The 14722-nt window shown below is 67.2% G+C and carries 14 protein-coding genes; 5 read left to right on the forward strand and 9 right to left on the reverse strand.

All coding sequences use genetic code 11. The annotated features are described in order from the left end of the window. The first annotated feature begins 76 nt into the window (after nucleotides 1-76). Nucleotides 77-334, forward strand: a complete 258-nt coding sequence (locus ACPXYO_RS14305) for a hypothetical protein (RefSeq protein ID WP_423921799.1) — start codon at nucleotides 77-79, stop codon at nucleotides 332-334. Between the two features lie 67 nt (nucleotides 335-401). Here the strand turns inward: ACPXYO_RS14305 and ACPXYO_RS14310 are convergent, their stop codons facing one another. Further along, a complete protein-coding gene (locus ACPXYO_RS14310) occupies nucleotides 402-1178 on the reverse strand; it encodes a hypothetical protein (protein WP_423921802.1) in 777 nt (258 codons plus the stop codon). Between the two features lie 135 nt (nucleotides 1179-1313). Between ACPXYO_RS14310 and ACPXYO_RS14315 the strand changes: the two genes are divergently transcribed. The 4 genes from ACPXYO_RS14315 to ACPXYO_RS14330 are packed head-to-tail and all read left to right on the forward strand — an operon-like array spanning nucleotide 1314 to nucleotide 5308. Further along, entirely contained in the window at nucleotides 1314-2762 is a 1449-nt protein-coding gene (locus ACPXYO_RS14315) for an FAD-binding oxidoreductase (protein WP_423921804.1), read from the forward strand. Next, nucleotides 2759-3751, forward strand: a complete 993-nt coding sequence (locus ACPXYO_RS14320) for an FAD-binding protein (protein ID WP_423921807.1) — start codon at nucleotides 2759-2761, stop codon at nucleotides 3749-3751. The genes ACPXYO_RS14315 and ACPXYO_RS14320 overlap by 4 nt, the downstream gene beginning before the upstream one ends. Next, nucleotides 3748-5076 (forward strand): (Fe-S)-binding protein, encoded by a 1329-nt coding sequence (locus tag ACPXYO_RS14325; protein ID WP_423921809.1) that lies wholly within the window; start codon nucleotides 3748-3750, stop codon nucleotides 5074-5076. The genes ACPXYO_RS14320 and ACPXYO_RS14325 overlap by 4 nt, the downstream gene beginning before the upstream one ends. Nucleotides 5077-5080: 4 nt before the next feature. Continuing rightward, nucleotides 5081-5308 (forward strand): hypothetical protein, encoded by a 228-nt coding sequence (locus ACPXYO_RS14330; protein ID WP_423921812.1) that lies wholly within the window; start codon nucleotides 5081-5083, stop codon nucleotides 5306-5308. Between the two features lie 134 nt (nucleotides 5309-5442). On the opposite strand, the gene ACPXYO_RS14335 is transcribed toward ACPXYO_RS14330, so the two are convergent. The 8 genes from ACPXYO_RS14335 to tkt form a co-directional block, all read right to left on the reverse strand. Further along, nucleotides 5443-5883: a hypothetical protein gene (locus ACPXYO_RS14335; protein ID WP_423921815.1), complete on the reverse strand. Its 441-nt coding sequence runs from the start codon at nucleotides 5881-5883 to the stop codon at nucleotides 5443-5445. A 53-nt stretch (nucleotides 5884-5936) separates the two neighbouring features. After that, complete coding sequence (locus ACPXYO_RS14340; RefSeq protein WP_423921818.1) at nucleotides 5937-6776, reverse strand: hypothetical protein; 840 nt, start codon at nucleotides 6774-6776, stop codon at nucleotides 5937-5939. 206 nt (nucleotides 6777-6982) lie between these two features. Continuing rightward, complete coding sequence (locus ACPXYO_RS14345) at nucleotides 6983-7594, reverse strand: cytochrome c biogenesis protein CcdA (protein WP_423921821.1); 612 nt, start codon at nucleotides 7592-7594, stop codon at nucleotides 6983-6985. A gap of 17 nt (nucleotides 7595-7611) precedes the next feature. Next, the gene (locus ACPXYO_RS14350) at nucleotides 7612-8325 is read right to left on the reverse strand and encodes a redoxin domain-containing protein (protein WP_423921823.1); all 714 of its coding nucleotides are present in this window, start codon (nucleotides 8323-8325) and stop codon (nucleotides 7612-7614) included. A gap of 165 nt (nucleotides 8326-8490) precedes the next feature. After that, nucleotides 8491-10989 carry a 5-amino-6-(D-ribitylamino)uracil--L-tyrosine 4-hydroxyphenyl transferase CofH gene (cofH, locus tag ACPXYO_RS14355; RefSeq protein WP_423923871.1) on the reverse strand — a complete coding sequence of 833 codons (2499 nt, stop codon included), beginning with the start codon at nucleotides 10987-10989 and terminating at the stop codon, nucleotides 8491-8493. Nucleotides 10990-10994: 5 nt separating this feature from the next. Then, the gene (locus ACPXYO_RS14360) at nucleotides 10995-11519 is read right to left on the reverse strand and encodes a winged helix-turn-helix transcriptional regulator (RefSeq protein ID WP_423921826.1); all 525 of its coding nucleotides are present in this window, start codon (nucleotides 11517-11519) and stop codon (nucleotides 10995-10997) included. Nucleotides 11520-11599: 80 nt separating this feature from the next. Then, the gene (gene tal / locus ACPXYO_RS14365) at nucleotides 11600-12733 is read right to left on the reverse strand and encodes a transaldolase (protein WP_423921828.1); all 1134 of its coding nucleotides are present in this window, start codon (nucleotides 12731-12733) and stop codon (nucleotides 11600-11602) included. 34 nt (nucleotides 12734-12767) lie between these two features. Then, nucleotides 12768-14717: a transketolase gene (gene tkt / locus ACPXYO_RS14370; protein ID WP_423921830.1), complete on the reverse strand. Its 1950-nt coding sequence runs from the start codon at nucleotides 14715-14717 to the stop codon at nucleotides 12768-12770. Nucleotides 14718-14722 lie beyond the last annotated feature (5 nt).

Here is a 14722-nt window from a genome sequence, read left to right on the forward strand (position 1 = left end):
ACGCGGATGTAGGCACATGTCGAAGCAGTCCAAGCAGGCAAGCGAGGCCTCGCAGTCGAGCACGAGGAGCCAGCTGGTGAAGAAGGGTCGACATCGCCGCTATGAGGAGGCTCGCAAGTTTCAGCGAGCCACAGCGGAGCGTTTCACCGTCGAGGACTACGACTTCGACAACTCGGACCGTTTCGGCGTGGAGTTCGATGATGAGGATTCGGATCCCGATGACCAGTACGGCCATCTCGCCGACAAGTACGACGACTATTCGGACCTCGAAGCCAAGTACGCCGACTTCGATTCCAGCGACGACGAAGAAGCTCCGCAGCGCGAGAACGCCTGAAATACAGCGCCGCTGCTGTATCTCGTCGCCAGCGGTGCATTCGGGGCGGCACGCATAGCGGACTGGTTCAGCTGCGTTGACGAACGGCCGGATGGGGAAGCAGCTGGGCGGAATTGACGCGTTCGTCTAGATCGGAGCACAGCTCGGAGTAGATGACGGCCCCGCAGATGGCCGTCAGCTCGTCGCGCAGGACTTGGTACACAGGCCGGCTGCCGACATGGGCCTGTGCTTGCGATGTGCACCACCACGACACGTCGGTGTCGGGCCCGCCCCAGTCCCGTAGCTCCCATTCCCGCACCATGGTGTAGACGTGGCCGGTGACGGTCTCGTGGTCCTCGCGGCGGAGCGGGGCCTGCCAACAGATCTCGGGCTTGGTGTCCATCGGCCGCCGACCGGTCCGCTGCGCCAGCAGGTGGAATGCGCAGCCGGTGCCGGCGGGATGGCCGGCCCGGTTGGCGAACACGCACGCCCCGTCCACCACGCGGGTACGCCACCAGCCCTCGCTGTCCTGCCAGAGAGCTTCGGCGGGATCGCAGTGAAGTTGCCAGATCTCGGTGTCCAGCTCGGCGATCATCGAGCGGACGTGCGCGAGGTCGTCACCGCTGGTCACATACGCGCCATGGGTGCAGCAGCCCAGGGCAAGCTCTGGGGCCGGTTCGGGGTCGATGCCCGGGCAGCCAGCGCCATAGATGCACGTCCAGCTGCTGGTGAGGAAGGTTACGTCGAACAGCCACGTGCGGTGCTCGTGCGGATCCTCCAGCGAGAGCCACTCTCGCGCATCGTCGCTGGGGTTCCCGCTGTTCGGGCCCGGTCCGATATCGGCGTCGGCGATTTCGGAAGCCATCGGCGGCGAGCCTACGAGGCCGAACGAGCGGGGCCGGGGCCCGAGCGGCCCGTGAGCGCAGTGAACAAGAGCGGGAAGCAAGGGCGGGCCGATATGCCCACTCGGTCCGCTCTGCCTTTCGGGTACGGTCACGCCGTGGCTCCAGCGGACGATGAGGCAGCGGACGCGGCCCTGCTGGCCGACCTGCGCAGCGTGCTCGGCGACCGGGCACGCGACAACGACTTCGAGCGCGGCCTGTACCGGCGCGACGGCTCGATCGAAGGCAGCCTCCCAGCCATCGTCTGCCTGCCGGACACCGCCGCAGAGGTCGCAGAGATCGTGCGCATCTGCCGGCATCACGAGCGGGCCTTTCTGGCTCGCGGCTCGGGAACCGGTCTGGCCGGGGGAGCGGTGCCGGTGGGCAGCCCGGTGGTGATCGCCACCGCCAAGATGGATCGCATCGTCGAGGTCGACACCGGCAACCGTGTCGCCTGGGTCGAGCCGGGGGTGTTGAACCTCGATCTGTCCCGCGCCCTGGCGCCGCTGGGATTCCATTTCGCTCCGGATCCCTCCAGCCAGCAGGTCTGCTCAATCGGCGGGAACATCGCCAACAACTCGGGCGGGCCGCACTGCCTGGCGTACGGGGTGACGACGGCCCACATCGCCGCCCTCGAGGTGGTGCTGCCCTCCGGCGAGACCACCACCTTCGGCGGGGTGGAGGCGGAGCCGACCGGACTCGACCTGCGCGGGCTCTTCGTGGGCTCGGAGGGCACCATGGGCATCGCAACCAAGGCGGCGGTGCGACTCACGCCGAACGCGCCGTCGGTGCGCACGCTGCTCCTCGACTTCGAGGACGTCAGCGAGGGCTCGGCAGCTGTCAGTGCGATCATTGCCGCGGGACTCGTGCCCTCCGCGCTGGAGATGATGGACCAGCGAGCCATCGAGATCGTCGAGGCATTCGTTCACGCCGGGTACCCGACCGAGGCCGCGGCTGTCCTGCTGGTCGAGCTGGACGGTTTGCCGGGCGGTGTCGAGGCGGGCGTGGAGGTCATTCGCGAGGTGGCCCAGCGGCACCACGCCGGCCATGTGCGTGTTGCGGCCGACGACACGGAGCGGGCGTTGCTGTGGAAGGGCCGCAAGAACGCCTTCGGCGCCGTTGCGCGGATCAAGCCCGACTACTACCTGCACGACACCGTGGTGCCCCGCTCGCGGCTCACCGAGGTGCTCGAGCAGGTGTACCGGATCGCCGACGCGTACGACCTGATCGCTGTCAACGTATTCCATGCCGGCGACGGGAACCTGCACCCGATCCTGGCCTTCGATCGGCGCCAGCCCGGCGTCGACGAGCGCGTGAAGGCCGCAGGGCGCGACATCGTCGCGGCATCCATCGCCGCGGGCGGGGTGCTCAGCGGCGAGCACGGCATCGGCCTGGAGAAGCGGGACTACATGGGGATGCTGTTCAGCGCCCACGACATGTACACCCAGGACCTGGTGCGTGAGACGTTCGACCCCGACGGCTTCGCCAATCCGCTGAAGGTGATCCCGACAGGCTCGCGCTGCAGCGATTCGTTCCGGCAGCACGTGCCAGAAGGTGCCTGGGTGTGAGCTTGCGGGGCAGCAATGCCGGTGCGCCGCCGGCAACAGGATCGAGCACCGGCCCGACTGCGATCGGTGCCAGCCTGGCGGCGAACATCGCGCCCAAAGTCACGGCATTCGCCCGCGAGGTCGGCGACAGCGATCCGGTCACGGTGGTGGGTGCCCGCACGCATGCCCAAGTCGGCGGTGAATCGACGGCCGGCACACGTGAGGTGCAAGCGCCAGCGGGCGTCTGGGAGCACGAGCCGTCCGAAATGACGGTGCGCTGCGGCGCCGGCACACCCGTCGCTGAGCTGGTTGTGCACCTCGCACACAGCGGCCAGATGGTCCCGCTCGATCCCGTCGACGATGCCGCAACCGTCGGCGGCGTGCTGGCCTGCGGGTTCAGCGGCCACCGGCGGCTGCGCTACGGGCACGTCCGCGATCTGGTGCTGCAGACACGCCACGTCGATGCCACCGGCAAGGTCGTCACCGCCGGCGGGCCCACGGTGAAGAACGTCTCCGGCTACGACCTGCCCCGCCTGTTGGTGGGATCGCTGGGAACGCTTGGCTGCCTGGCCGAGGTGATCCTGCGCACCTTGCCGGTGCCGCCCGCGGCGCAATGGCTGGTGGGCGCCGGCGATCCGTTCGCGGCGTTTGACCTGCTGTACCGGCCCAGCAGCTTCCTGTGGGACGGCACGCGCACCTGGATCTTGCTGGAGGGCGACCCGACCGACGTCGCCGCCGAGATCGCCAAGGTGGAGCCGCTGGGCTTCGGCCCCGCACATGGGGGGCCGACGATTCCCGGAGCGGGGCGCGAGTCGATGAAACCGTCGGAACTGCGTGCGCTCGCCGGCACTCCGGGAGGGTGGATCGCCGAGGTCGGCGTGGGGTTGGTGCACCGATCCGAGCCAGTTGCTGCAGGAACGGTCGCGCCGACCAACGCAGCGCTGATGGCTGAGCTGAAGCGGAAGCTGGACCCTGAGGGTCGGCTCAATCCCGGCCGGAGCGCCTGGTGAGCCCAGTGAACAGATTTGCGCTGCAGCTCGATATCGACAGCGACACGCTTGCCTCGTGCGTTGCCTGCGGCATGTGCCTGCCGCACTGCCCGACCTACCGGGTGACGGGGGAGGAGTCGGCATCGCCGCGTGGACGCATTGCCCTGATGCGTGATGTTGTCGAGCGGGGCGAAGCCGACGCTGCCTTCGTGGAGTTCATGGACGCCTGCATACAGTGCCGCGGCTGCGAAACGGCCTGTCCCGCAGGCGTGCACTACGGCCACATGATGGAGGTGACCCGCGAAGCGCTCGCATCCCAGACTCGCTACCAGCCACGGCTGCGACGGACTGCCTACCGGGTACTAGGCATGCCACGCCTGCTCGCGGCGGGTTCCCGGCTGCTAGCACTCGCTCAGCGTCTCGGCCTGCTGCAGCTGGTGAAACTGCTCGGCCGCAGCCGTGCTGCGGCGCGTGGGCTCGGTCGCAGCCGTGCTGCGGCGCGTGGGCTCGGTCGCAGCCGTGCTGCGGCGCGTGGATTCGGTCGGATCGGGGCGCTTCGATCGCTCGCGACAGCAGTTGACGCGCTGCCGACGGTGCCGTTGCACCAGCGACCGCTCAAAGCAAGCGGCGATGACGTCTGGCTGTTCACCGGCTGCGTCATGGACGCATGGATGCGGGACACGCACCGGGCTGCCCAGGCAGTCATCGAGGCAACCGGTGCTGGAGTTGCGCTGCCGCCGGCGGGAGCCGCGTGCTGCGGGGCGCTGCACATCCATGCAGGACTGCGCACCGACGCTCGCCGCCTCGCGCAGCGGGTGATCGCGGCGATGCCCGGAGAGGCCCCGATCCTGGTCGACTCGGCGGGCTGCGGAGCTGCCATGAAGGAGTACGGGCACCTGCTGGGCACTCCCGAAGCCCGACAGTTCGCTGCACGTGTCTTCGACGTTCACGAGTGGCTGGCCTCCCGCATCGACAAGCTGCCAGCCGGTCCGAAGAGGCCGCAGGATGCGAACGGCACAACGCGTGTCGCAGTGCAGGACCCCTGTCACCTGCGGCATGTGCAGCAGGCGCACATGCCAGTGCGCACCGTGCTCGGCCGTTACGTGGAGATTGCCGAGCTCGACGACGACGGCCTGTGCTGCGGCGCTGGCGGGGCGTACTCCCAGCAGCACCCTGACATTGCCGCTGCTGTCCGTCAGCGCAAGGTGGCTGCCATCGGGCGCACTGGGGCAGCCGAGGTTGCCAGCGCCAATCCGGGCTGCACCCTGCACCTGCGTGCTGCGGGGCTCGTCGTTCGCCACCCGCTCGAGATCGTGGCCGAGTTCCTGCCCGCAGCCGAGGTGTGAGACCATGCACGACGAGATCGCTGAACTGGCCGATCGCCTCGACGACACCGCAGAGCGACTGGCCGAGCTGAGCATCGAGCTGCTGCAGGGAGCCCTTGCCGATGCCGACACCAGCGACGAGCGCGCCCGACTCGAGCGAAGCGTGACCCGGGCCAGGCGGGCCACGATCAAGGCCGCGTCGATCCTGCGGGAGTCCACCGGCACCGGTGTTGGTGCCGATGATCTGTGGTAGCCCCTGCGAGTCTCGGACCCTCAAACCAAAGCAGCCCGCCGCCGAGCAACAGACTTGACACGGGACATGGCGGATCCCGAGAGCGGCTCGCAAACTGGGCCGTTATTCGCGATTCCGGTGACTTCTCGGGGCGGTCAGGCTCGGCGACGCTTCCGCATCCAGAGCCACACGGCCAGTGAGACTTGCAGGCCCGCTATCAAGAGCACTCCGCCCGACACAGCGCCGCCAAAAGGCGACGGAACGGACACCGACGTTGCGTAGGCGAGCAAGACGAGACCAACGGTGACGACCCAGCCTGCGAACAGCACGATCAGAATGCTGCGCGGGATGCCTCCCAGTCGTGAAGCTCGGAGGGCCGCCCAGTTGTCGCGCGGCCTCCGTCTGTTGGTGCGCCGTGCCTCAATGTCGATACCGGGGCCGAGCGCCACGGCGATGGCCGTTCCGGTCAGCAGCAACGCGAATTCGGCCACATTCAGTCGTTCACCCAGCAGCATCGCGACCAAGAAGGCGACAAATGCGCCGAGCAGGACCGTCCTCCCAATCTGGGAACCTGGTGTCTTTCCGAAGTGGGCCATGCCGAGGCTGAGATGTCACGGAGTCGCGGAGTCAAGAAGATGCGCGAAGCGGGTCAGGTGCAATACTGATTGTCACGGTAGCTGAGAGGCACGGGTATCACATGGCCGATCAGCTTGATCTTGAGGCATCGCGACCTCGCGGTTGCGTAGCATGCGACTCCAACAGCGCTCGCGGCGACCGCCAAGATGGCTGCCCTGACGGGCCCCATTATAAGGAGCCAATAGCTGCCTGATTGGACCAGCCAAGTGAAGACAGCGGCACCTCCGGAGCAGATGATCGATGTCTCGCTGAGGTCGAAGTAGATCGTTGAAGTGAATATGCCGGCGTCGAAGTCGGGATCCGCGTAGACCGGATAGGCGTCGGGGTCAGCGTCGACAACGTGCTGGATGAGCGTCTGCCCGTCGATCTCGAAGAACGTTTCAACCCCGTCGCCGTTTGCATCCCGTGCCCAAGGCGGCTTGAACACTCCGACAGGAATGGTGCCGTCTACGAGTACAACGACTGAGCCATCTGCTTGCAGACTGAGATGCGCTTTGTCGGGCAGGTCGAGTTGAAACGCTAGCTTGTGCTCACTAGAGGCATCCCCGAGTATCGCCTCGACGCTAAACGTGAGGTCGTCCTGCCTGGTGACAAGATCGACGCCTTTGAACGCCTCCTGATACCTCTTCGAACCATTGTCCAACCTCTTCTCGGTGTCCAAGACGTCTCGGTTGACCAAGACACCGACTTCATAGCCATCGAGGCCCGCCTTGGAGAGCACACCGCGCTCCCCAGTGTCGAGAGTTCCAACGGTGGTGCGGGATTGCGAAAGCCCGTCACTGCCAGCATCAGCAGCGACTGGATACACGAATGCTGTCGATAGAAGCACCGCGACCAGCGCCGTGAGGATCATCGGTTTGAGGGTGAACCTCGTTGTGTACCTCCCTACGGTATGCGGCTTCTTGCAATCAACATGTCCTCTTGCACGGATCTCTTTCGTCGCCGATTGCATCTCTCTGCTCGGCCGCTCGGCAGGCCAATCGGAGTAACAATCGGGTCCCTGTCATCGTCGCGTGAGACGGCCTGACGATCGCTTGATCCCGTCCTGATCTAGACCGTTCAGTAGCCGGCCGAGATGCGGTACAGCTCGCCGATGAGGTCGTCGTACAGCCCGATGGCGAGCGTGATTGCGTATGCCGCTCCGATGACCGCACCCGCGATTGCGAACGGTATGCGGTCGAGTACCCGGTCCACGGCCAGCACCGCATACGGCAACACCGCGAGCAGCAGGAGCGGCAGCAGCGCTCCTGCCACGTACACCCCCATCAGCGCCAAGGTGCGGAGTTCGTCAGTGCTCGCTTCGTTCAGAATGTCGCCCAGCCGGGGTCCGACGCAGGGACGCCACAGCCAGCCAGCCAGTGCCCCACCAACAATGCCTGCACCGGTCGCGTACGGCGAGGAGTGACTCTGCGCCCGCCACGCCGCTACGTAGGTGCCTGCGGCGAGCAGCCCCGCGATCACGACAGCAGCGCCACGCGCCGAGACGGACCAGTGGCCAGCCGCCGGGGCCCATGCCAGCAGCGCGGCGCCCACCACGTAGTACAGCGCCACGGTGAGCCGGGCCTGCCGGGCGACCAGCACCAGAGCCACACCGGGCGCGAGAACGGTGAGCGTGCACGCCCAAGTGATCACCCCGATGCCCTCGGTGAGGGTGTCGATAAGCGTGCCCACGGCGGTCGGCCCGCCGATCAGGTCTCGGCGAGGAGCCGCTCGACCGTCTCGTACAGCTCGCGGTAGGTGTGTGCGCCGTCGCCCCGGCGGTCGAAACGGATCTGGTTGTCGCTGTCGATCACGTAGACGCGCGGCCAGTAAGCAGTGGGCCCTTCCTGCCAGACGTGAAAGTTGTACTTGCGAGTGTCGAGCGCGATCGGCCAAACCACACCGAGCTCGGCCGCAGCCTCGATGATGTTGTCCACGTTGGCCTCATAGGCGAACTCGGGGGAGTGAACCCCCACGACTTCGATGCCACGATCCCGGAAGTCGGCATGGAGCTGGCCCAGCGCGTCCAGCGTCTTCTTGCAGTTCCGGCAGCCGAACGTCCAGAACTGCACCACCGTGATGGAGTTCTGCTCGCGGATCTCCTCCAGCGAGGTGGCGTCGGTGTTGAGCCAGCCATCAAGTTTCGAGAGCGTGAACGCCGTACCAAGCACCGGAATCGGCTCCAAGGCCTCCGTCGTAGTAGTCGTAGGCGCCACAGGAGCAGTCTCTGTGGTCGGTGCCGCATCTGTTGCGGTCGTCGCTGGCGCCTCGCTCGATTCGCTCTGGGGCGCAGCAGTCGGCGTGCTCGCAGTCTCAGTGAAGCCCGGATCGTCGTCAGGATCGCTGACGGCGGTCCAGACAATGAGCGCGACGCCAACAAGCAGAACGCCAACAGCGAGATAGCGCGCATACGAGGGCTTCATCTAGAGCGCAGCGTACGCCCCACCCCACAAACCGCGGCAGCGGCGAGGCACAGATGCCATAGCTGCGGAGGCGGCAGGGAACTCTGCGAGGTTGGGACCTGCTGGATCCCCGGAGCGGAGGGCCCTGCCGCCTCCGCAGCGGGCCCACCCCGCCTGCGCGGCCGCTTAAACGCGACTGCCGAGCGATTCGAGCGGGATGAGTTTGCGGTCGGTGGCGTTGTCGGTGGGCCGGAGCACGCGGCTGTGCACCTCGGGTGCGCCGTCGGCGTTCTCGTAGCCGGTAAGGCGCTGGCGGGTGCGGCGTCCGAGAGGTTCCGCGATGTTCCGGAAGTCCTGCTCGGTGAGGCCTTGGCCGTGTTGCGCTCCCGCAGCCCGCGAAATGTTCTCGTCCATCAGCGTCCCGCCCATGTCATTGGCACCCGCCCGCAAGATCTGCTGGGCCCCAGGTGGACCGATCTTCACCCACGACACCTGGATGTTGTCGATGAGCCCCCGGTAGGCGATGCGCGGCACGGCGTGCATCAGCAAGGTTTCCCGGAACGTCGGGCCGCGGCGGGCGCACTTGCGCAGGTAGATGGGGCTGGCCATGTGCACGAAGGGCAGCGGGACCCACTCGGTGAAGCCGCCGGTGCGCTTTTGCAGCTCGCGTGTGGCCACGATGTGGTTCGCCCAGTGCTCGGGCTGCTCGATTGACCCGAACATGATGGTGATGTTCGAGTGCAGGCCCACTGCGTGCGCCGCCTCGTGGCACTCGAGCCACTCGGCGGTGTTGATCTTGTCGGGGCACAGCACTGCTCGCACCGAATCGTCGAGGATCTCGGCCGCGGTGCCCGGCAATGACTTCAGCCCCGCTTCTTTCAGCCGCATGAGGTAGTCCACGAGCGACTCGCCGAGCCGCTTGGCCCCTTCGATGACCTCGAGGGCGGTGAAGCCGTGCAGGTGCATATCGGGCACCACGTCGTGGATTGCGCGGCAGACGTCGATGTAGTAGTCGCCGTCGAAGCTCGGGTGAATGCCGCCCTGCAGGGTCACCTCGGTGGCGCCCAGCTCGGCCGCCTCGATCACGCGCTCCTGGATGTCGGCCAGAGTGAGCATGTAGGGCGTGCCCCGCAGATTCAGCGACAGGGGACCCTTGGAGAAGCCGCAGAACTTGCACTTGAACGTGCAGACGTTCGTGTAGTTGATGTTGCGGTTGTGCACCCAGGTGACGATGTCGCCCACGGCCTCGCGGCGCAGCTCGTCTGCGACCTCGCCGACGGCGACAACCTCGGGGCCGCGTGCCCCGAACAGCGTGACGATCTCTTCGTGACCGACCTGCTGGCCGGCCATCACAGCGTCGAGCACTTCGCGCACGGCACCGCGGGCATACGACGGGCCGTCCATGATGGTCGTGGGCAGGTGGCTGGCGCCACCGGAGTACCACTGGGTGGAGTTCTCGTCGGCCGCCAGCACATCCGCACCGGAGCCGGCGTTAAGGTTCTCCATCGTCCGCTCGGGCATCTGGCTGCCTGGATCGTCGCGGCCAAGGCCCTCTGCGTCGGAACGGTCCATGACTCCGAAGCGGTTGCCGTCGGACAGCCAGCGCCCGGGTTGCAGTGCGAACTCCGGATAGATCGTGAGCCGGGGAGCGAGCGTGAAGCGACGGGCCTCGGTGACCTCTCGCAGGCGGTCCAGCGCTGGCCAGGGCCGTTCGGGGTTCACGTGGTCGGCGGTGATCGGCGAGACGCCGCCCCAGTCGTCGATGCCGACCTCCAGCAGCCCCCCGAAGTCGTCGGACAGGTTCGGCGGGGCCTGCAGGTGAATGTCAGCAGGCAGGATCAGCCGTGCCAGCGCGATGGCCTGCGCGTACTCGTCGGGCGGGCACGCGGGCATGTTGTGCATGGAGGTTCCCGCCTTGGGCAGGAAGTTCTGGACGATCACTTCCTGGATATGGCCCCAGCGGGCGTGGCTCGCGGCGATGACCTCGAGCGCGGCCAGCCGGTCGGCCAGCGATTCGCCGATGCCGACGAGAATCCCGGTGGTGTAGGGGATGGCCAGCTCGCCGGCTGCTTCAAGTGTGGCCAAACGCCGGGCAGGCTCCTTGTCGGGCGAGCCCCGGTGGCAGTCGAGGTTCGGGTTCAGCGACTCCAGCATCATCCCCTGGCTGGGCGCGACTTCGCGCAGCGCCGCCAACTCGTTCGCCGTCATGGCCCCGGGATTGGCATGGGGGAGCAGACCGGTCTCGTCGCGCACGAGCCGGCACATCTCGATCAAGTAGTGGACGGTGGAGTCCCAGCCGTGGGAGGCCAACCAGTCCGCTGCTGCGGGGTAGCGCAGCTCGGGACGTTCGCCGAGGGTGAATAGCGCCTCGTGGCAGCCTGCCCGGGCGCCGCTGGCGGCTATTTCCAGCACCTGTTCCGGTGTGAGATACGGCGAGTCGAGCCGCGCTGGGGGTTGGGCGAACGTGCAGTAGCCGCACTTGTCGCGGCACAGCATCGTCAGCGGGATGAACACCTTCGGGCTGTAGGTGACCCGTGTGCCGAACGTACGGTCACGCACCTCGCCAGCGCGCTCCGCCAGCTCAGCGAGCGGCAGTTCTGCCAGTGCCAGCGATGCCGCCGTCGGCTGCGGCGGCGCAACGACCCCATTGGTCGCTGCGTCGTCGACGCCGTGCGATGGATCGATGATGGTCACAGGGACTCTCCGTTCGTGGGCTGGAGTTCGATGGCTCGGGCGCGCGGTGCATCGGAGTGCTGCTCGCCGTGAGATTCGTCGTGGAGATGGGCACGGCTGCGAATGCGTGTCGGGTTGACCGGCTCGTCGCACGCTGGGCACCGGGTGGCGATTTCGAGTGCGGTGCCGCAGTCGGCATGCACGAGCACCGTGGGGGCGTCCCCGTCTTGACACCACCGGTCGCCCCATGCCATGAGTGCAAGCAGGCTGTTCGACAAGTCGAGCCCTTTGGGCGTCAGGACGTAGTCGTAGCGAACCGGGCGGTGCTGGTAGGGCACCTTGGCGACAACGCCGGCATCGGTGAGGCGGCTGAGCCGGTCGGCCAGCATGTTGCGGGCGATGCCCAGGTCATGCTGCATGGCGCTGAAGCGGCGCACGCCGCGGAACAGGTCACGAAGGATGAGCAGCGTCCATCGATCGCCCACGATGTCGAGGGTTGCCTGGATGGAGCAGGCGGGTTGGCCCGACGGGAGCGCGGTCACGGCCGCGCACACTACGGCAGTCAGTTTCGGTTTGCAACTGACTGGCTTGTATCAGGCGAGCGAGTCTGCCCGGCGAGCCGTCAGGCGAGCGAGTCTGCCTTGGCCTCGAGCGACACCAGCAGTTCGTCGAAGCTCTTGGTGAACGCCGCGACGCCTTGTGCCTCAAGCGTGTCGGCGACGCCGTCGAGGTCGACACCATGCGATGTCACGGCCTCGAGCACGTAGCGGGCTGCGGATTGGTCGGCGTCGATAGTGCGACGGAGCTTCCCGTGATCGCAGAAGGCATCCAACGTGGCATCGGGCATGGTGTTGACCGTGTTCGGCCCGATGAGCTCGTCGACATACAGCGTGTCGGGATACGCCGGATTCTTCGTGCTCGTCGATGCCCACAGCGGACGCTGGACTTGTGCTCCGAGCGCCGCGAGCCGTTCCCAACGCGGTCCACTGAAGATTTCGCCGAAGCGACCGTACGCGGCCTGCGCCTGTGCGACCGCGGTGCGGCCGCGCAGCCCGAGCGCGCTGATGGTCCCGACCGCGTCGAGGAGACGATCGACCTCGGTGTCGGTCCGGCTCACGAAGAACGAGGCCACGCTGGCCACTCCCGACAGGTCGGTTATGCCGACAGCGACACGGTCTTCGAGGCCAGCCACGTACGCGTCGGCCACCTGCTCGTAGCGGGCCACGGAGAAGATCAGCGTCACGTTGATGCTGTAGCCCTCGGCGATCATCTGGCGGATAGCGGGGAGGCCCTCCACGGTTCCGGGGATCTTCACCATCAGGTTCGGCCAAGCGATGCCTTGGTGCAGTTCCCGGGCGGCCTTGGTGGTGGCCTCCACGTTGTGCGCGAGCGACGGATCCACCTCGACCGACACGAAGCCATCCGTGCCGCCCGAGGCCGCATGCACCGGTTCAAGTGCCCGCAGCGCGCCACGAATGTCGCTGGTCACCAGCTGCCAGTAGGCATCGTCCACCGAGGTGCCTCCGCACACGAGGTCACCGAACTGCTCGTCGTAATCGTCCGATGACTCGATGGCCTTCTGGAAGATCGACGGATTCGACGTCAGGCCGCGGATGCCCCGTTCCACCCAGGCTTCGAGCTCGCCGCCGGTGATCCATCCGCGGCGGAGATTGTCGAGCCAGGGGCTTTGCCCGCATTCGGAGTACAGCCCCGAGAGCCGCCCGTCGGTGGTACTGCCGTTGCCGCCTTCGGTCATGGGGATCCTTCTGTGAACATTCCTTCTGTTGTGTCTACAGCAGCTTGCGGGCCGCGTCGGCGATGGACGGTGCCGTGAAGCCGAAGTGGGCCATCAAGTCGCTGCCCGGCGCGCTGGCACCGAAGCGATTCATGGACACGGTGGCATCGGCGTAGCGGTCCCAGCCCATGGGAGACCCGGCCTCAACACCCAACACCGGGACGCCGTGAGAGAACACTGAGGCCCGGTACTGGGTGTCTTGAGCCTCGAAGAGATCCCAGCTGGGCATCGACACCACCGAGCTGGCGATGCCGTCCGCGGCGAGCAGCGCTGCTGCCTCGGTGCAGCACTGCACCTCGCTGCCGGTGCCCGCCAGGATGACCGCAGGGGCCGGGGTGTTGATGAGGACATAGGCACCTCGGGCGACCTGCGAAGCGCGCTCGGTGCCGTCGAGCACCCCGACGTTCTGGCGGGTCAGCACCAGCGCAGTCGGGCCGTCTCGCTCAACTGCGATCTGCCATGCCTGGGAGGTCTCGTTGGCGTCGGCGGGCCTGATCACGCACAGACCCGGAATGGCGCGCAGGGACACGAGGTGCTCGATCGGCTGGTGGGTGGGTCCGTCCTCGCCCAGACCGATCGAATCGTGTGTCCAGACGAAGACCGTCTTGGCGCCGCTCAGTGCCGCCAGCCGCACAGCCGGCCGCATGTAGTCGCTGAAGACCAGGAAGGTGCCGACGACCGGCAACACGCCACCGTGCAGGGCCATGCCGTTGGCGACTGCGCCCATGGCGTGCTCGCGGACGCCGAAATAGAGCTTGCGTCCGCCTGGATTCGCGGCCGACAGCACCTCGGCGGTCACGTCGGTTCCGGTGTTGCCGGTCAGGTCGGCCCCGCCGCTGATGAGGGAGGGCACGGTGTCCATGGACGCGTCGAAGACACGGTTGGCAGCGACCCGGGTCGCCATCTGGGTACCGGCCTCGAAGGTCGGAAGCTCGGACAGGCGGCCGCCCAGGGCCCCGGCCGACCACAGCGCGTCGAGCCAGTCGCGGTCGTGCCCGCTCGCGGCGAGCCGGGCTTCCCATTCGAGACGCTCAGCGGCGCCCCGCGCACCGGCGACCAGGTAGGCCTGCGTCACGTCGTCGTCCACGACGAAGGCGGCTTCGGGATCCATGCCCATCGCCCGCTTGGCCGCAGCGATCTCGTCGGCGTCGGTAATAGCGCCATGCGCAGCCGACGTGTCGCATGCGGTGGGCATCGGGTAGCCGATGTGGCTTCGGACGATGACCATCGATGGCCGGTCGCTGACCAGCATTGCCTCGCGCAGCGCCCGCTCGAGCCCGTCCACGTCCTCGGCCGCCTCTTTGAGGTCGTTCACGTGCCAGCCGTACGCCTCGAAGCGGCGCGCGGCGTCGTCGCTGAGAGCCAGATCGGTGCTGCCGTCGATGGTGATGTGGTTGTCGTCGTACACCGCTACGAGGCGTCCGAGCTGTTGGTGGCCCGCCAGCGATGCCGCCTCATGGCTGATGCCCTCCATCAGGTCGCCGTCGCTGACGATGACGAAGGTGCGGTGGTCCACCAGGTCTGCTCCCAGCCGGGAGCGGAGGCCGCGCTCGGCTAGCGCCATCCCGACGGCATTGGCGAAGCCCTGCCCCAATGGCCCTGTGGTCACCTCCACGCCGGGAGTGAGTCCACGCTCGGGGTGCCCGGGCGTGATCGAGCCGAGCTGTCGGAAGTCGCGGATGTCCTCCAGCGTGACGCCGTAGCCCACCAGGTGAGCCATGGCGTAGACGAGCATCGAGGCGTGACCGGCCGACAGGATGAACCGGTCGCGGTCGGGCCAGTCGGGTTCGGAGGCGTCGTAGCGCAGGATGCGGCTGAACAGCACATGGGCCAGCGGCGCCAGTGCCATGGCCGTGCCCGTGTGACCGCTGCGGGCACGCATCACAGCGTCCATCGCCAGCGCTCGGATGGTGTTGATCTGCCGGGCTTCCAATTCGATGCTCACGATCT

This window comes from Candidatus Poriferisodalis sp. (assembly GCF_965237655.1).
GTDB lineage: Bacteria > Actinomycetota > Acidimicrobiia > Acidimicrobiales > Poriferisodalaceae > Poriferisodalis.